Genomic DNA, 16,460 nt, shown 5'->3' with positions numbered 1-16,460 from the left:
AGCCGGGCCCCGGGCCGTTGCACCCGGCCGCGCCGGAGGCGGGCGTCGGGCCGATGCACCCGGCCGCTTCGGAAAGGTTCGGGCCGGAGCATTCGCACGTGCCGGCGGCGGAGCGAATCGAGTTGCTGCGGCAGATGATTCGTATCCGGCGCTTCGAAGAACGCTGCGTGCGGCTCTACAGCGCCGAGGCCATTCGCGGCTTCCTGCACCTCTACATCGGTGAGGAGGCGGTGGCCGCCGGACTGCTGGGCGCGCTCGACCCCGGCGACGCGGTGGTCTCGACCTACCGCGAGCACGGGCATGCGCTGGCCCGCGGTGTTCCCATGGCCGCCGTGATGGCCGAGATGTTCGGCCGCGCAACGGGATGCAGTCACGGTCGCGGCGGCTCCATGCACCTGTTCGACGCCGAGCGTCGCTTCTACGGCGGCAATGCCATTGTCGGCGGCGGACTGCCGCTGGCGGTCGGGCTCGCTCTCGCCGACGGGCTGCGCGAGCGGGATACCGTGACGGTGTGCCTGTTCGGCGACGGCGCGGTGGCCGAGGGCGAATTCCACGAATGCCTGAACCTGGCGGCGCTGTGGCAGCTGCCCGTGCTGTTCGCTTGTGAGAACAACCGTTACGCCATGGGCACCGCCCTGGATCACGAACACGCGGCCACCGATCTGGCGCTGCGGGCCGCGAGCTATGGGCTGCCGGCCTGGCCGGTCGACGGCATGGATCCGGTCGCGGTGACCATGGCGGCGCGGCGCGCGGTGGAATCGATCCGGGGCGGCGGCGGGCCGTGCTTCCTGGAGTTGCGCACCTACCGTTTCCGGGCGCATTCGATGTACGACGCCGACCGCTATCGGGAACGATCCGAGATCGAGGAGTGGAAGGCCCGCGATCCCATCCCGCGACTGGCCCAGGAGCTCAGCGCCGCGGGCGAATTGGGTCCCGAGGACCGGGCGGCGCTGGAAGCCGCGGCCGACGCCGAGATCGATGCCGCGGTCGCCGCGGCCGAATCCGCGCCACTGGAACCGGTGGCCGACCTGACCCGGCACGTGTATGCGGAGCGGACATGACCATCACCTATCGCGAAGCGCTGCGGGAAGCCTTGCGGGAAGCCCTGATCCGCGATGAGCGCGTCTTCCTCATGGGGGAGGACGTCGGCGCGTACGGCGGCTGCTTCGGAGTCAGCCGCGGACTGCTCGACGAGTTCGGGCCCCGGCGCATCCGCGACACCCCGCTGAGCGAATCGGCCTTCGTCGGCGCGGGCATCGGCGCGGCGCTGGGCGGTCTGCGCCCGATCGTGGAGGTCATGACCGTGAACTTCAGCCTGCTTGCCATGGATCAGATCCTCAACAATGCCGCCACCCTGCGCCACATGTCCGGCGGCCAGCTGGGCGTGCCATTGGTGATCCGCATGGCCACCGGCGCGGGACGTCAACTCGCCGCACAGCATTCGCACAGCCTCGAGGTGTTCTACGCGCACATTCCCGGGCTGCGCGTGCTCTCCCCGGCCACCGTCGCCGATGCGCGCGGCATGCTGTGGACGGCATTGCAGGACCCGGATCCGGTGCTCATCTTCGAACCGATCGCCCTGTACAACAGCGAAGGCGACCTGCCCGCCGACGCGGGGGCGGTCGACATCGACAAGGCGGCAATCCGGCGCGCCGGAACCGATGTCACGCTCGTGTCCTACGGGGGCGCGCTGCGCGTCGCCACGGCCGCCGCCGATCAGTTGGCCGGCGAGGGTATCGACGCAGAGGTGATCGATCTGCGCACCCTGCGCCCCCTCGACGAGACCACGCTGCTGAATTCGATCACCCGCACCCACCGTCTCGTCATCGTCGACGAGGGCTGGCGCAGCATGAGCGTCTCCGCCGAAATTGCCGCCCGCGCAGCCGAACACGCCTACTACGACCTGGACGCGCCCATCGGGCGCGTGTGCACCGCCGAGGTGCCCATTCCCTATGCCCGCCAACTCGAGGAAGCGGCGCTGCCCCAGCCCGACGCCGTCGTCACGGCCGTGTACAAGGCGGTGGGCTGAATGCCGGAATTCCGCATGCCCTCCCTCGGTGCGGACATGACCGAAGGCACCCTGCTGACCTGGCTGGTCCACCCCGGCGACACCGTGCACGCCGGCGATGTCGTCGCCGAAGTGGACACCACCAAGGCGGCCATCGAGGTGGAATGCTTCGACGACGGCGTCATCGGCGAAATCCTGGTGCCGGAAGGAACAACAGTCCCGGTGGGCACCCCGCTGGCAACCATCGAAACCAGCGCCGCCACCGACACCATCGGCAAAAGCAACGGTGCGAAAGTCGTTTCCCCGGCCGCCGAACAGGTACCCGCCACACCCGGGCCGGTGCCTGCCAAATCGGAGCCGGTACCCGCCACACCCGAGCCGGTGCCTGCCGCATCGGAGCCGGTGCCGGGCGCATCCGAGCCGGTGCCCGCCGCACCCGAACCGGTACACGCTCCTGTCGAGCCGATACCCGCTGCGGCAGAGGCGAATTCGGCAGCGAGCGGTCCACACCGACACGATGGGAACGGAATCGGGGTGCGGGCTACGCCGCTGGTTCGGCGTCTGGCCGCGCAAGCGGGCATAGACCTGGCCATCGTGCACGGTTCCGCGCCGGGCGGCAGGATCGTGCGGGCCGATGTGGAACAGGCCGTGGCGGATCGCGATGCGGTCCACGACATCGCTCCCGGAAAGTCCGGGCCGGGCGAAGCCGCTGACGCCGCTGGCCGGTCCGGCCGGGGCGGTGCTGCGAGTCGGCCGGGGGCTACTACAGTGCCGGGTCGCGCGGGCCGACGTGCGGACGGTGTCGACGCCCACGCCGGGCCGATCGCGCCGTTGCGTGCCTCCGACGCGGGCGTGCGTGCGACCGGAGCGGACTCTGCTGTCGCAGAACGGGAGACATCGGCAGAACGGGAGACATCGACTGCCTTGCACCGTATGACTCGGGACGGGTGGGTGCGTGCCTCCGGGCTGGCGCGCCGGCTGGCGGGTGAGTTCGGTGTGGATCTGGCCGGCGTGACCGGAACCGGGGCCAGCGGTGCGGTGCGGGCCGCCGATGTGCGGGCGGCGGCCGTGGCGGAGCGGGTGTCCGATAGTGCGGCGGAATCGGCTGTCTCGCAGGCGCGCCCGCGGTCGTCGGGTGCCGGTGGGCTGCCTGCGCGTGATCCGGTGGCGATTCGCAAGCAGATCGCGGCGGCCATGACGAGGTCCAAACAGACTGTGCCGCACTACTATCTGTCGAGCACCATCGATATGGATGCCGTCACCCGCTGGCTGCGGTCGGCGAATCGCGAGCTGCCGGTCGCGGGCCGGATGGTGCCCGCGGCGCTGCTGCTCACGGCGACGGCGCGCGCCGCGCGGGCGGTGCCGGAACTGAACGGGCACTGGGTCGATGACCGATTCCGCCCGGCGGAGTCGGTGCACCTGGGTGTGGTGGTGTCGCTGCGCGGCGGCGGGATCATCGTGCCGACCATTCCGGATGCGGACACCCTCGACCCCCCCGCCATGATGGCGGCATTGCGCGGCATCGTCGAGCGCACTCGCACGCTGCGGCTGCGCTCGTCCGACACCGTGCCCGCGACCATCTCCGTCACCAATCTCGGTGAGCTGGGCGCGGATTCGGTATTCGGCGTCATTCCCGCACCACAGGTGGCGATCGCCGGTTTCGGCGCGGTGAGCGAACGCCCCTGTGCCGTGGACGGGATGCTCGGCGTGCGCGCCCAGGTGACCGCCACCCTGTCCGCCGACCATCGGGCCAGCGACGGCGCGGTCGGCGCCCGTTTCCTGCGCGCCGTGTCGGATCTGCTGCAACATCCAGAGGAGCTGTGAGAACAATGCCCATCACCGTGTCCCGCGAGACCGCCGACGGCATGGTCCGCGCCGCGCTGCGCGGATTCGCCGGGGAGGCGGAACTGGCCGCGCTGCCGGTCGACGAGCCGCTGCGCCCGGCACTGGATCTCGACTCGCTCGACTTCCTGACCTTCGTCGAACGTCTTTCCACCGCGTTCGGGCGGCGTATCGAGGAGGACGACTACCCGCGGCTGGCCACCATCGCGTCCAGCGTGGAATTCCTCACCGAGACGCACTGAGCCGCGGAAACGGGACCTCCGGTCTGGTTCCGGGGTATTTGGTCCCTGGGCCCGCATGTTGTGCTCGTTGTTTGCTGAAGCGATCAACGGGACAACGAAGGGCCGACCATGATCACAGCCGCTTCCGAAGCGGTGGCCGGGAATCCGGCGCCGTTCACCTGGGTCACCGCGTTCTCCATGATCGTGTTCTGCGCGATCCTGTGGGCGATCGTCCGCTACATGCAACTGCATCCCCGCGCCTCCATGTGGGTGTGGGGGCTGTCGATTCTCACCTTCCCCCTGTGGATCTGGGGGCCGGGCCGCGATATCGGCCTGATCAATTGGTTCTCCTGGGCCAAGATCCTCTCGGTGCTCATCCCGCTGACCATTGTCGGCGCGATGCGCGTCTCGGTGGCCGAACAGCGGCCCGGCCGGGTGTGGACGCTGCTGCGCCACCCGCGGTTCCTCTGGTTTCCCTACGCCATCCTGTTCCTCAACATCACCGAGGCCACCCTGCGCGACGCCCAGATCGGCAATTACTGGAACGCCGCCGTCGGCCTCGGGCTCTGCCTCACCATCCCCTACACCCCGCGCTTCTGGGAGATCACCGCCAACGGCAATGCCGAGCTCATCGCCTTCACCACCGTCGCCTGGAACTTCGTGTACACCTCGTGGAACCTGTGCTTCACCTACGGCGGCTACCCGCCGCAGGAGGAGCATTTCGCCGGCAGCATCTGCATCCTGGCCGTGGCCGAGATCTACCCGCTGGTCATGCGCCGCCCCGAGCTGTACATCATGGCCCGCATCTACACCCTGCCGGTCCTCATGCTCGTGATCGGCATCTACAACATCTTCCCGACCGTCATGCCCTCCGACGGCTGGTTCGACGAACGCGTCTGGATCATCTGGGGCGCAGCCAATTTCGCACTCATGGTGCCGATGCTGTTCTGGCACACCTGGCAACTGCACACCGGAAGGGCCTTCCTCACCTTCCGCCGCGGCCGCGCCCGCGCGGAATTCCTCGCCCGCCACGGCGACACCGTCGACCAGCTCATATCCCTGGGTCGCTCCCTCGACGCCGGCACGGAGACACGGCAGCCGCCCGCGCCCGCCGCGCAGCCGCGCAGTGCATCCAGGTGACGGCACGCCTGTGGACGAAAGCCATCGACATCGAGGTCTTCCGCATCGGTTGCAATCGGCGGGAAACGGGCACAGTCGATATATGAAAAGCGACCCGCATACCGGCTCCGCCGGTCGAATCGAGCAGCAGCTCCTCGGCGTGAACTACGAGGTGCGATGGTCGCCGGCGGATTCGGCGTACATCGCGTTCAGCGGCGAGTTCCCGGAACTGATCAATACCGACCCCTGCTCATCGCTGGCGGCGCTCGATGGGCTGGAAGAGATGATTCGCCGCGCTTTGCGCACGGGACCGGATCGGTTGCTGTGCAGCACGCTATCGGAAAAGAGGTGAATCATGGACTGGCCCACAGCGGCGGTGCTCATCGCGCTGCTCATCACCGTCACCGCAATCGTGACGACCTATATCGGCACCCGCAGCAGCGGGAAGAAATAGGGCGGAAACGGAGCGGGATGGACCGACCCGATCAGGCGAATGCTTTGTGCCCGGAGGATTTCCGGGCACATTGTCGTGTCGGCGCGCAGTGTCCTCGGCGCACGCTGTTTCAGCGCTGCGGTGGCAGCACCCGATCCTCGAGGATCTCGACGTGGTGGACGCCGGCGACCAGACGGGTCAGTTCGGCGACGGTGCGCTGTTCGGTGTCGTCGGCGAAGATGCCGCGCACGGCGACGCGGCCGTCGGCGACCTCGATGTCCCATTGGCGGCGGCTGCCGGCGTAATCATCGAGCAGCGCACGGATTTTCGCCTCGATGGTGGCGTCGTCGTCGATGAGGGTGCGCAGCAGGTCGCTGCGGGCGACGATGCCGACCAGGATGCCGGATTCCACCACCGGCATGGAGCGCAGTTGTCCGGTGAGCATGCGCGAGGCGATGGCGGAGGTGTCGGTGCCGGGGGTGACGACCTCCACCGGCACCGCCATGACGGCTTCGACGGTGACGGCGTCCAGGCGGGTGACCGCCAGCGCGTCGGACTCGGAGAACATGCCGACCACACGGTCCTGTTCGTCGACGACCGGCAGCGCCGCATAGCCGTGGCCGGTCAACAGCGCGATCGCTTGGCGCAGTGGGGTTTCCGGGCGGACCGTGACGACCGGTCGGCTGAGGACGTCGCGTGCATGCATGGGTATCACCTCGCGGGAGGGGTGGGGGTGGACAGCCGCAGTGCGGCGGCAATGGTGTCGGTCCAGGCGTGGATCTCGTTCCAGTCGCGCAGGTCGCCGTAGCGGCCGCCGCCCATGGCGAGATAGACGAGCCGGGCCCACCAGGCGGTGTCGGCGCGGTGCATGACACCGGCGAAGGCGTGATAGTCGCGCACGGCGAGGGAATCGCGGACGGCGGCGAATTTGGCCGGCACCACGGCCGCGAAGCGGCGGCCGATCGGCCCGCGCAGGGCGGGGGCCAGCCCGACGCTGAACAACCAGACCGGTCGGGCCACCAGATCGTCGTGGTGGTCGCGGATGTACTCGGTCGCCTGCGGCAGCAGGTCGGCGTTGTGCACGGCGCTGCCGAGGACGACCGCATCCGCACCGGTGATATCCGGCGCCTTGCCGATGGCGGCGACTTCGACCTCGGCTCCGCGCTCACGGAGGGCGTTGCCGATGTATTCGGCGATCCCGCGCGTCGAACCGGCGGCCGTCGCGTAAAGGATCACGATGCGTGCGGTGTCCTTTGCCATCTGTTCAGCCTGGCCGCACAGCGCCCGGTTCGGCAGAGGACTGGTGCCTTCGCGGGCGGGACCAACGGCCCCGGCACCGGCGTCGCGCGTAACGATATCGGTCGGCGAAAGGTCACGAAGACAGTGACTTTCGCTTCTGTGGCCGATCGCGCGGCGGGCGGAGGATCGAGGCATGGCACGAATCGATTCGCCGACCGGATGGAGGACACGGTGAGCGTGAAGTACGAGACACCGGGACTCGGAGCATCGGCGGTGCTGATGGCGTTGCGGCTGCCGACGGGCCTGGCGCACACGATAGGTGAGTTGCGGTACGAGGGACGAGTGTCGGGACGGCGGACCGCGCTGCCCGTGTCCTTCGTCCGAGCCGGCGACAGCGTGGTCGTCCGGGTTGCGAATTCCGCCACAAAGACGTGGTGGCGCAACTTTCGGAAGCCGCACCCGGCGTCGATCCGGATCGATGGGGAGTGGTTCAGCGGTATCGGGCACGTGGTGCGGCCGGCCTCGCTGGAGCACGAGCAGGTCGAGGCGCTCTTCCTGCAAGCGCGGCCGCGGACACAGGCGTCGGCGATCGATCCGTATGTGGTGTTCGAGGTGGGGTCGCGCGCCGAGTCCGACGTGCTGCCGAGCCTGCGCCGCCGCTGGTTCACCCGGGTGACGCTGGGCGAGTTCCTCGGTTTCGCCGCGCCCGCGCTCGGCGGTGCGCTGGTGGCCGACGGGCGGCCGGCCGTGGTCGCGGGCACGATGTTGTTCGCCGGCGCGGTCGAGGGCGCGGTATTGGGCGCCTTTCAGGCCGGTGTGCTGCGAACGGTCTTGTCCCGGCTGCGCATTCGCGACTGGGTGGCGGCCACCGCCGCGGGCGGAATCGTCGCCTGGTCGGTGGGTGTGCTGCTGATGTTGTTCGGCGAGAAGCTCGGCGAATGGCCCATCGGGGCGCAGATACCGGTGATAGCGGCCGGGGCCTTGATCATGGTCTTCGCCCTCGGCATCGCCCAGTGGATCGTCTTGCGCCGCTTCACCGATCGCGCCGTGCTGTGGATCTGGGGCACCGCGGTCGCCTGGGTCGCGGGTCTGATTTCTTTCACCCTGGTGACCAGTCCGCTGTGGCAGCCCGGTCAGGCGGTGCCGCTGGTGGCCGCCATCGGCGCACTGGGCGGTCTGGTCATGGCGGCGGTCATGGCGGCGGTGACCGGAGCCTTCCTGACCCGGGTGCTGGCGGCCGGCCATGCGACGCGCCCGCGCTGACACGGCGCGGCGAGGTCCCGGTCCGGGTATCCGGATGGGAGATCAATGGAGGACCTTCGGCCCTGGCGGCCTCGCGCCCACGGTGGTGCCATGGAGTGCGGGGTCTGCAGTAGGGGAGCACGATAGAAAGGGTTGTTGCGACATGCGTCCGTCCGAATCATGGCCGATCCGGGTGAGACAACACGCGGTGTTGTTCGATGCCGATGCCAGGATGCGAGCGGGTGATGCGCGGTGAGCGGGTTCCTCGACGGCGAACTACCCCCGCGGGACACCATCCAGCTGACCCGCGAGGAAGCCCTGCGCCTGCTGTCCAGCGTCTCCTACGGCCGGGTGGTCTTCACCCGCGAGGCCCTGCCCGCGATCCGGCCGGTGAACCATCTGCTGGACGAGGGCGAGATCATCGTCGTGCGCACCCGGCTCACCTCACGGCTGACCTCGGCGGTGCGCGCCGATGCCAATGTGGTGGTGGCCTACGAGGCCGACGATATCGACCCGATCCAGCAATTGGGCTGGTCGGTGGTGGTCACCGGCATCGCCCGGACCGTCACCGATCCCGAGCGCGTCGCGCGCTACGAGCGGCTGCTGCGGCCGTGGGTGAACGGCGCCATGGACACCGTGGTCGCCATCGAACCGGCGCTCGTCACCGGCATCCGGCTGGTGGACGCGAGCGAGAACGCCGCCGAGAAGTCCGCCTGATGACCGGCCCCGCGCTGGTGCGCGGGGTGATCAGCGGGGCAGCGCCGTGCGCAGGCCACGGGCGATCCAGCCGCCGGCGGCCACCTCGGCCACCGCGGGCAGCCAGCTCTTGGGCGGCGGCGCGACCGATGCGCTGAGCTGGTCGAGCACGCTGCGCCGCCGCAGCGTGTCCGCGAGTTCGAGGACCATGTCCGGCACTTCGAGGGCCAGGCCGAGGTAGTCGATGCGCTGTTCGGAGAACATCCCCCACAGATTCCGCGGCGTCGGCAGCAGCGCCATGAGCAGTTGCGGCAGCAGCGGCCGGAACAGGACCGACAGATCCAGTTCCGGCCGGATCACCCGCGCCGTGGATTCCAGGGTGACCAGCGAGCGGCACAGCAGCATGAGCTCGCGCGGGAACACGATGCCGAAGGCCCCGCCGAGCCCGAGATCGCGCAGCAGCAGCTGCGCCGCGGTCATCCCGGACTCGGCCTCGTACCAGTCCTCGACGAGATCGGCCACGGCATCGCGGAAGCCCCGCGGATCCGCCCCGGGGCGCAGCGTCGACATCCGCAGCAGCTGCATGCCGACCGCGTTGTAGTCGCCGCTGATCAGCGCCAGCAGCATCAGCCCCATCCGGCGCCGCTGGGTGCGGTCGAGCCGGCCGAACATGCCGAAATCGATGAGACAGACCCGGTTTCGCGGGAGCAGCAGGATATTGCCCGGATGCGGATCGGCGTGGAAGAGGCCGTCGGTGAACAGCTGCCGCACCATCCAGCTGGCGCCCGCGGCCAGCACCCGGTCCGGGTCGATTCCCGCCGCGGCCAATTCCGCGGCCGGGGCCGGTTCGATGCCGTCGATCAGATCGGTGGTCAGCACCCGGGCCGTGCTCAGTGTGCGGTGCACGGCGGGGACCACCAGGCGCTTGTCGCCCGCGGCATTGTGCCGCACCTGCTCGGAAACCGCTGCCTCACGCCGGAAGTCGAGCTCCCGCGTGGTGTAGGCGGTGAGTTCGTCGACCGCTTCGGTGGGCCGGAAGGCCAGGGCGCCGTGGCGATGCTGCTCGACTTTTCCGGCCGCCCACCGCAACAGCGCCAGATCGCGCGACACCAGCGCGGCCACCTCCGGCCGCTGCACCTTGACCGCCACCGCCCGGCCGTCCCGCAGCCGTGCCCGATGCACCTGCGACAGGGATGCCGCCGCAAACGGTTTCGGCTCGAACTCGGCGAACAGCCGATCCAGCGGCGCCCGCAGTTCGGTCTCGACAATGGCCTGCGCGATCTCGGCGTCGAACGACGGGGCATGGGTGTGCAGCCGCTGCAACGCCTGCGCATAGGGCAGCGGCAGATAGTCCGGCCGCAGCGCCAGCATCTGCCCCGCCTTGACGAAGGTCGGCCCCAGCTGCTCGAGCACCTCCCGAATCCGTTCCGGCAGTGGCCTTTCGATCGCCATATGATGCTCGCACTGGCTGAGCCCGGCCGCGCAGTGCAGCCGGCACCGCAGCGATCCGCACTCCTTCACCCCGAGCGCATCGGCCACCCAATGGGTTTCACCGCTCCACAGCACGCGGGTGATCTGGGAGATGCGGGACAGGCGGGCCCGGTAGCTCACATGCGAGTTCATGGTGTCCTCCGAGACGAGGGCGCGGGGACCGGGCGGGCGGGTGCGGTGTGCACGGGCGTGATCCGTTCAGGGTGCGGGCGCGTTCCAGAGCGGGAACCAGCGCTCGAGATCGGGTTCGATGGGCAGTTCCCGCGAAAGCGCGGCGCGGGCCCGCAATTCGAGGACGGTGTCGCGCCGCTGCGGACCGGACGGCGCGAAGGGATAGAAGGTGCCGCGCTTGAACAGGTACACCAGGCCGAGCCGGCGCGGCGGCGGGTCATCGGTGACGAAACCGATGACTGTACACAGCAGCAGCGATCCGAAACCGCTGTCCGACAAGGTGGCATTGATCGCGTGCAAGGCCGTCACCAGCGCGGCGAGGTCGGCGCTCGGCTGGCGGCAGACGATCCAGGTGAAGCCGTACTCGTCCGCGGTGACCTCGGTCGTGAGCTCCGGGTCCAGCCGCAGCAGCGCCAGGATCTCCTCCCGGGAGCGCCGTGCGCCGCCGCCCTCGGCGTCCCGGAAGCACACCGCGCCCACGCCGGTGGGCTGCAGGGCCAGCGCCGCCTGCAGGGTGCAGGCGGCGGGTGCGACGGTGAACAGCACGTCCAGATTCGGCGGCGCCGCGGGGGTGCGGCCCAGGAGCGCGTCGAGAAATCCCATGCCGCTCACGCCTCGAGTTCGCTGGTCAGCCGGGCGAGCTGGTCGAGCCGCGTCTCGAGGCTGGGGTGGGTGGACAGCAGCGTCGACAGACTCGCCCCCGCACCGAGCGCGGGCACCACGAAGAAGGCGTTGAACGCCTGCTGGGCGCGCAGATCCCGGCTGGGGATGCGGGAGATATCGCCGCTGATCTTGGTCAGCGCGGCCGCCAGCGCCGAGGGGTGCCCGGTGAGGGCCGCCCCGGCGCGGTCGGCGGCCAGTTCCCGGTAGCGCGACAGCGCGCGGATGAGCAGATAGCTGAGGGCGTAGACGGCCGCCGAGACGGCCATCACCAGCAGCACGACCAGAAAGAGGTTGTCGCCGCGGCGATCCCGGCCGCCGAACATGGTCGAGTACATGGTGAAACGGGCGACGAGCCCCGCGAGCACGCCGAGGAACGACGCGGTGGTCATGACCACGACATCGCGGTGCGCGATATGCGAGAGCTCGTGTGCCAGTACGCCGTCCAGCTCCTCCGGGTCCAGCCGCCGCAGCAGCCCCGTGGTCACGCACACCACCGCGCGCCGCGGACTGCGGCCGGTGGCGAAGGCATTGGGCAGCTCGATATCGGCAATGGCCACCTGTGGTTTGGGCATGTTCGCCGTGGCGCACAGCCGGTCCACGACACCGTGCAGGCGGGGCTCCTGCTCCGGGGTGACGATCCGGCCGTGCATGGCGTAGAGCGCGATTCGATCGGAGAACCAGAACTGTGCCCACAGCAGCGCGCCGACGATGGCGACGATGACCACCACCTGCTCGATGAGCACCACCAGCGCGGCGATGAAGGCCACGTAGACCAGCCCGAGCAGGAATACGGTCAGCGCCATGCGCGCGGTGAGCTGGTGATCGGGGCGGAACCTGCTGTGCACGACGCTATCCCGGGATCAATCCGTCGGATCGCAGCAGCGCCCGCACGTCGGCGAGCGGCGTGTCCGCCGCGGGCAGCACGAGATCGGAGGGGAGCAGCGCCTCGGCCGGGACCGCGGCGCCGAGCTCGCCGACGGCCGCGAGCAGTTTGCGCAGGGTGAGCGCGAATCCGACGGCGTCGTCGGCGTCGACCGCGAGCACCAGCTGATCGTCGAGGTCGTTGAGGACGGTGATGTGCGCATCGTCGACGGTGAACTGGCCCTCGCCGAGAATCCGGATGATCATCGCGAGCCCTCCCGCCGTGTCGCGTCGATCATGGTGAGCTGGTTCTTCAAATGCGCGAGTTCGTCCTCGACGGCGCCGGTGCCGCGGGCGGCGTCCAGGGCGGCCTGAATGTCGTCGCGCCCACCCGGTTCCGCGGTCGCATCGTCGAGCGCACCGCTGGCGATGAGCTCGTCGAGCGCCTGCGCACGCGCGCTCAGTTGCGCGGTCTTGTCCTCGGCGCGCTGGATGGCCAGCCCCACATCGCCCATCTCCTCCGAGATGCCGGTGACCGCCTCGCCGATCCGGCTCTGCGCCTCGGCGGCGGTATAGCCGGCCTTGATGGCCTCCTTGCGGGTGCGGAAGGCCTCGACCTTGGTCTGCAGGCGTTGTGCGGCGGTGGTGAGTTTCGCCTCCTGCGCGGCCAGCTCGTCGTGCTGCGGGCGCAGGCGCTCCCGCTGCTCCTGCACGGCCGCCCGGCGGGTCAGCGCCTCCCGGGCCAGATCGTCTCGGCCCTGTGTGACGGCCTGCCCCGCTTGGCGCTGCAATCGGTCGGCGGACTGCTGTAATTGGTTGTCCTGCAATTCGATGCGCTTGCGGCTGGTCGCGACGTCGGCGAGCCCGCGCTGCACCTGGGCGAGCAGCTCCAACTGCCGCTGATACGAATAGTCCAGCACCTCACGGGGATCCTCGCTGCGGTCGAGCAGCTTATTGGCCTTGACCCGGAACAACAGGGCCAGTCGGCGGGCGATACTCACGGCTGTTCACTCCTCGAAGAGTCGGTGTACACACCCTCGCCCGCGCGCGGGCGCGCCGATAGGGACATTGGTGGCCCATCCGTGGGCACTCGGTCAATTGCTCGCCCGGTCCCGGGTCTTTCGTCGCGCACCCGGGGCTGTTCGGCCCTGCACCGGCTCGGTGGCGCGGCCAATCCTGAAGGCGGGAAACAGATCACGTGTCCGGCAGTGGTCCGGAGCGGATCGAAGCACTGCCCTCGGTAAGGAGCCGATATGAATCCCGAGAACACCGTCGCCGGGCCGGTCCGGTTACGCGGCGATCTGGACGAACCGCTGTCGCGGTGGTTGTGGCTGGTGAAGTGGATCATGGCGATCCCGCACTATGTCGTGCTGTTGTTCCTGTGGGTCGCCTTCTGGGTGCTCACCGTGGTGGCGGGTTTCGCCATCCTGTTCACCGGGCGGTATCCGCGATCGCTGTTCGACTTCAATGTCGGGGTGATGCGCTGGTCGTGGCGGGTGCAGTTCTACACCTACGCGGCGCTGGGCACCGACAAGTACCCGCCGTTCACCCTCGGCGCCGCGGACTACCCGGCCGATCTGGAAGTCGACTACCCCGAACGGCTCTCCCGTGGACTGGTGCTGGTGAAGTGGTGGCTGCTGGCCATCCCGCACTATCTGGTGCTGGCGGCCCTGTTCGGCGGTGGCGTCGTGCTCGGCGGCAATGAGAACACCGACGGCACCACCACCATCGGCCTGCTCGGCGTGCTCATCCTGATCGCCGCCGTGGCGCTGCTGTTCACCGGCCGCTACCCGCGCGGCCTGTTCGATTTCGTGCTCGGCGTCAACCGCTGGTTCTACCGCGTCTTCGCCTATGCCGCCCTCATGCGTGACGACTACCCGCCCTTCCGGCTCGACCAGGGCCCGCGGGAACCGGTGTGGAGCACGCGGACCGCGACGCCCGGCGCCGACCCGGCCGGCACGCTCACCAGTTCAGGGAGCGGCGGCGAGCGCTAGCCCGATCAGCGTGACCACCTTGGCGATCTCCAGCCCGACGTACCAGTGGTGTGCGGAGGATCGCGGCAGGTCCTCACCCGCCAGCACACGGTTCGAGCGACGGGTGAGGATCGGCCGCACCGCCAGCACCTGGACGGCCAGGATCGCGCTCGCGGACCCCAGCCACCACCAGGTCGCCGCCCCGGGGCCCACGCCGGCCGCCGCGGCGAGCAGCGCCACCGCGAGCACGGCTTCGGCGGTGTTCAACGCCCGGAACACGAGTCGGCCGATACCCAACCCCAAGGGCACGGTGATCCCCGGCGCGCGGAACTTCAGCGGCGCTTCGAGAAACGAGATCGCCAATACCATGCCGAGCCACAGCATCGGCAGAAACCACAGCAGGTGCTGCCCAATCGACTTCACGATCATCGACGCTACCCACGCCGGCGACCGTCGCCAGGGTCTTTTGTCCCTTATTGCGTGATCCGGAAAACGGGGTAATCCGCGGCGATGCGCTGATAGTCCGTGAGCGGCGCATCGCGCCCGACCGGAATGTGCGGGCGCCCGCCCGGTGCTATCTGCACATAGCGCCGCAGAACGGGAGGTCTGTCCGTCGGCTCCACCTCGGTGAGGCGGACCTCCTCGCGGCGGCCGTGGCGCAGCACCGCCCGGCCTTGGGCTGCGGCCAGATTGCGCACCCAGTTGACGTCCGGGCCGAGCATCGACACCACATACCGCTGGCCGCCGACCTCGGTGAGCACTATCGGGAACCAGATCAGCCGCCCGCTGCGCCGGCCCACGATGCCGAGCGCGGCCACCGTGCGCGGGGCGACGCCGAGTGCGAACAACCACGCCGACGCCCGATTCTGCACCCGGGCAAACCAATTGGGCCGACCCGTTCGATACAGCCAGCGCAGATAATCGCTGTAGCTTCGCATGACAACTCCGCACGACGGACTCCTCGCCACGGTAACACAGTGCGGCGCAGCCGACTCCCGGCGTGATGCAGGCCGGCCGACCGGCCCGCATCACCCCCGCCGCCGCTCAGAAGTTGCCGATCACCGAGGTGAACAGGCCGAGAATCAGCTTGACCAGGCCCATGCCGATGCCCGCGGAACCGCTGGAGGCGAGCGAGGATCCGCTGCCCAGGGAATTGCCGCCGCCACCAGGCGCGGAACCGGAGGCAATGTAGTTCACGGTATCCATGGCGCTCAAGAAAACAGACATAGCTCGAAACCACCTGTCTTGAAATGAATTTCCATCCGAAAGGCATCGGATCGACGATGCTCGGATAAAGATAACAACCACAACGTAATTCGATACTCCCCAGACATCCCCAGTCGAAATACCCACGGCCGCTGTGGTTCTACTGAAATATGAATTCCGGAACGACACGGTCGCCCGCACCCGCTGTCGAGCGGACGGCGGGGGGAGGAAGGTCCCCCGGGATGAGGACCATCCGCCCTGGGGGCCGGCGCCCGTTGCGGCGCACCATGTGTCGATGAAGCTGACGGCCACCACGACCGCACGGTCGCCCGACCCCGGCGGCGCGGCCGCGGGGCCGGCCCTGTCGTGCCGGCATGTGACCCGGCGATACGGCGATCTCGTCGCCGTCGACGATCTGTCGTTCACGATCGCGCCGGGGGAAACCTACGGGCTGCTCGGCCCGAACGGGGCCGGGAAGACCACGGCGATCTCCATGGTGGCCGGGATCCTCGCCGCGGATACGGGGGAGATCCGGCTGGCGGGCCGGCGAATGACCCCGCACGCCGTCGCGGTCAAGGCCGAGATCGGGTATGTGCCACAGGAACTCGCGCTGTACCCCGATCTGTCCGCGCGCGAGAACCTGCGGTTCTTCGCCGGGCTGTACGGCATATCGGGGCGGGCGGCGCGAACCCGGATCGCCGAGGTGCTCGACGCCGTGGGTCTGGCCGAGCGCGCGGGCGACACGGTGTCGGAGTTCTCCGGGGGAATGCAGCGGCGATTGAACATCGCGGCGGGGCTGCTGCACCGGCCGCGGCTGCTGATCCTGGACGAGCCCACCGTCGGCGTCGATCCGCAGAGTCGCAACTCGATTCTCGCCGGGGTGGAAGCGCTGGCGGCGCAAGGCATGTCGGTGCTCTACACCACCCACTACATGGAGGAGGCGCAGCGGCTGTGCCGGCTGGTGGGCATTCTCGACGAGGGCCGGATGATCGCGGAGGGGACGCCGCGCGAGCTGACCCGGCTGGTCGGTGAGCACGATCGGATTCGGCTGGCCGCGGCGGGCGAGGTGACCCGGGCGGCGGCGGACCTGGCCGCGATGGCCGCGGTCGTGCAGGTCGCCGCAACCGCGGACGGGCTCGATCTGTCCGTCGAGGACGCCCGGATCACGTTGCCGGACGTGCTGGCCGTGGTCGGCCGCGCCGGTGCGGTGGTGCGCGCGGTCACCGTGCACGAACCCGATCTGGAGGCGGTCTTCCTCCACCTCACCGGAAAGACCCTGCGGGATTAGGGAGGGC

At 69.4% G+C, this 16,460-nt stretch carries 19 protein-coding genes and 1 pseudogene; 10 read left to right on the top strand and 10 right to left on the bottom strand.

What is annotated here, in order from left to right:
- Nucleotides 1–53: 53 nt before the first annotated feature.
- The 6 genes from pdhA (at nucleotide 54) to ACFVIV_RS04830 (ending at nucleotide 5,542) form a co-directional block, all read left to right on the top strand.
- Entirely contained in the window at nucleotides 54–1,061 is a 1,008-nt protein-coding gene (gene pdhA, locus ACFVIV_RS04855) for a pyruvate dehydrogenase (acetyl-transferring) E1 component subunit alpha (protein ID WP_379193690.1), read from the top strand.
- Nucleotides 1,058–2,029 (top strand): alpha-ketoacid dehydrogenase subunit beta, encoded by a 972-nt coding sequence (locus tag ACFVIV_RS04850; RefSeq protein ID WP_379193443.1) that lies wholly within the window; start codon nucleotides 1,058–1,060, stop codon nucleotides 2,027–2,029. Before pdhA ends, ACFVIV_RS04850 begins: the two co-directional genes overlap by 4 nt.
- Complete coding sequence (locus ACFVIV_RS04845) at nucleotides 2,030–3,832, top strand: 2-oxo acid dehydrogenase subunit E2 (RefSeq protein ID WP_379193442.1); 1,803 nt, start codon at nucleotides 2,030–2,032, stop codon at nucleotides 3,830–3,832.
- Between the two features lie 5 nt (nucleotides 3,833–3,837).
- Entirely contained in the window at nucleotides 3,838–4,092 is a 255-nt protein-coding gene (locus ACFVIV_RS04840) for an acyl carrier protein (RefSeq protein ID WP_379193441.1), read from the top strand.
- Between the two features lie 108 nt (nucleotides 4,093–4,200).
- Nucleotides 4,201–5,211 (top strand): hypothetical protein, encoded by a 1,011-nt coding sequence (locus ACFVIV_RS04835; RefSeq protein ID WP_379193440.1) that lies wholly within the window; start codon nucleotides 4,201–4,203, stop codon nucleotides 5,209–5,211.
- A gap of 10 nt (nucleotides 5,212–5,221) precedes the next feature.
- Entirely contained in the window at nucleotides 5,222–5,542 is a 321-nt protein-coding gene (locus tag ACFVIV_RS04830) for a hypothetical protein (RefSeq protein ID WP_379193439.1), read from the top strand.
- A gap of 211 nt (nucleotides 5,543–5,753) precedes the next feature.
- On the opposite strand, the gene ACFVIV_RS04825 is transcribed toward ACFVIV_RS04830, so the two are convergent.
- Together ACFVIV_RS04825 and ACFVIV_RS04820 are read right to left on the bottom strand one after the other, a co-directional pair.
- Nucleotides 5,754–6,329 carry a CBS domain-containing protein gene (locus ACFVIV_RS04825; RefSeq protein WP_379193438.1) on the bottom strand — a complete coding sequence of 192 codons (576 nt, stop codon included), beginning with the start codon at nucleotides 6,327–6,329 and terminating at the stop codon, nucleotides 5,754–5,756.
- Nucleotides 6,330–6,334: 5 nt separating this feature from the next.
- A complete protein-coding gene (locus tag ACFVIV_RS04820; RefSeq protein ID WP_379193437.1) occupies nucleotides 6,335–6,883 on the bottom strand; it encodes a flavodoxin domain-containing protein in 549 nt (182 codons plus the stop codon).
- Between the two features lie 210 nt (nucleotides 6,884–7,093).
- On the opposite strand from ACFVIV_RS04820, the gene ACFVIV_RS04815 reads away from it, so the two are divergent.
- Complete coding sequence (locus ACFVIV_RS04815; RefSeq protein ID WP_379193436.1) at nucleotides 7,094–8,125, top strand: hypothetical protein; 1,032 nt, start codon at nucleotides 7,094–7,096, stop codon at nucleotides 8,123–8,125.
- A 231-nt stretch (nucleotides 8,126–8,356) separates the two neighbouring features.
- The gene (locus tag ACFVIV_RS04810; protein WP_379193435.1) at nucleotides 8,357–8,821 is read left to right on the top strand and encodes a pyridoxamine 5'-phosphate oxidase family protein; all 465 of its coding nucleotides are present in this window, start codon (nucleotides 8,357–8,359) and stop codon (nucleotides 8,819–8,821) included.
- Nucleotides 8,822–8,851: 30 nt separating this feature from the next.
- Here ACFVIV_RS04810 and ACFVIV_RS04805 read toward each other — a convergent pair whose 3' ends face one another.
- The 5 genes from ACFVIV_RS04805 to ACFVIV_RS04785 form a co-directional block, all read right to left on the bottom strand.
- Nucleotides 8,852–10,423: an ABC1 kinase family protein gene (locus ACFVIV_RS04805; protein ID WP_379193434.1), complete on the bottom strand. Its 1,572-nt coding sequence runs from the start codon at nucleotides 10,421–10,423 to the stop codon at nucleotides 8,852–8,854.
- Nucleotides 10,424–10,489: 66 nt separating this feature from the next.
- On the bottom strand, nucleotides 10,490–11,065 hold the full coding sequence (locus tag ACFVIV_RS04800; RefSeq protein ID WP_379193433.1) for a hypothetical protein: 576 nt from the start codon (nucleotides 11,063–11,065) through the stop codon (nucleotides 10,490–10,492).
- 5 nt (nucleotides 11,066–11,070) lie between these two features.
- Nucleotides 11,071–11,970 carry a zinc metalloprotease HtpX gene (htpX, locus tag ACFVIV_RS04795; RefSeq protein WP_379193432.1) on the bottom strand — a complete coding sequence of 300 codons (900 nt, stop codon included), beginning with the start codon at nucleotides 11,968–11,970 and terminating at the stop codon, nucleotides 11,071–11,073.
- A gap of 4 nt (nucleotides 11,971–11,974) precedes the next feature.
- Complete coding sequence (locus tag ACFVIV_RS04790; RefSeq protein WP_379193431.1) at nucleotides 11,975–12,253, bottom strand: hypothetical protein; 279 nt, start codon at nucleotides 12,251–12,253, stop codon at nucleotides 11,975–11,977.
- Entirely contained in the window at nucleotides 12,250–12,987 is a 738-nt protein-coding gene (locus ACFVIV_RS04785) for a PspA/IM30 family protein (RefSeq protein WP_379193430.1), read from the bottom strand. Before ACFVIV_RS04785 ends, ACFVIV_RS04790 begins: the two co-directional genes overlap by 4 nt.
- Before the next feature lie 279 nt (nucleotides 12,988–13,266).
- Between ACFVIV_RS04785 and ACFVIV_RS04780 the strand changes: the two are divergent.
- Nucleotides 13,267–13,980 (top strand): annotated as a pseudogene (locus ACFVIV_RS04780) (DUF4389 domain-containing protein); the annotation flags it as partial.
- Here ACFVIV_RS04780 and ACFVIV_RS04775 read toward each other — a convergent pair.
- The 3 genes from ACFVIV_RS04775 to ACFVIV_RS04765 form a co-directional block, all read right to left on the bottom strand.
- Nucleotides 13,957–14,382, bottom strand: coding sequence for a hypothetical protein (locus tag ACFVIV_RS04775; protein WP_379193689.1), 426 nt, complete (start codon nucleotides 14,380–14,382; stop codon nucleotides 13,957–13,959). The pseudogene ACFVIV_RS04780 and the gene ACFVIV_RS04775 sit on opposite strands and share 24 nt — an antisense overlap.
- A gap of 50 nt (nucleotides 14,383–14,432) precedes the next feature.
- A complete protein-coding gene (locus ACFVIV_RS04770; RefSeq protein WP_379193429.1) occupies nucleotides 14,433–14,897 on the bottom strand; it encodes a nitroreductase family deazaflavin-dependent oxidoreductase in 465 nt (154 codons plus the stop codon).
- 106 nt (nucleotides 14,898–15,003) lie between these two features.
- Entirely contained in the window at nucleotides 15,004–15,186 is a 183-nt protein-coding gene (locus ACFVIV_RS04765) for a hypothetical protein (RefSeq protein ID WP_379193428.1), read from the bottom strand.
- 274 nt (nucleotides 15,187–15,460) lie between these two features.
- On the opposite strand from ACFVIV_RS04765, the gene ACFVIV_RS04760 reads away from it, so the two are divergent.
- On the top strand, nucleotides 15,461–16,453 hold the full coding sequence (locus ACFVIV_RS04760) for an ABC transporter ATP-binding protein (RefSeq protein WP_379193427.1): 993 nt from the start codon (nucleotides 15,461–15,463) through the stop codon (nucleotides 16,451–16,453).
- Nucleotides 16,454–16,460 lie beyond the last annotated feature (7 nt).

Source organism: Nocardia sp. NPDC127526 (assembly GCF_042672265.1).
Lineage (GTDB): Bacteria > Actinomycetota > Actinomycetes > Mycobacteriales > Mycobacteriaceae > Nocardia.
Note: the sequence above shows the minus strand (reverse complement) of the source record. Positions and strands in the feature narration are given on the sequence as shown.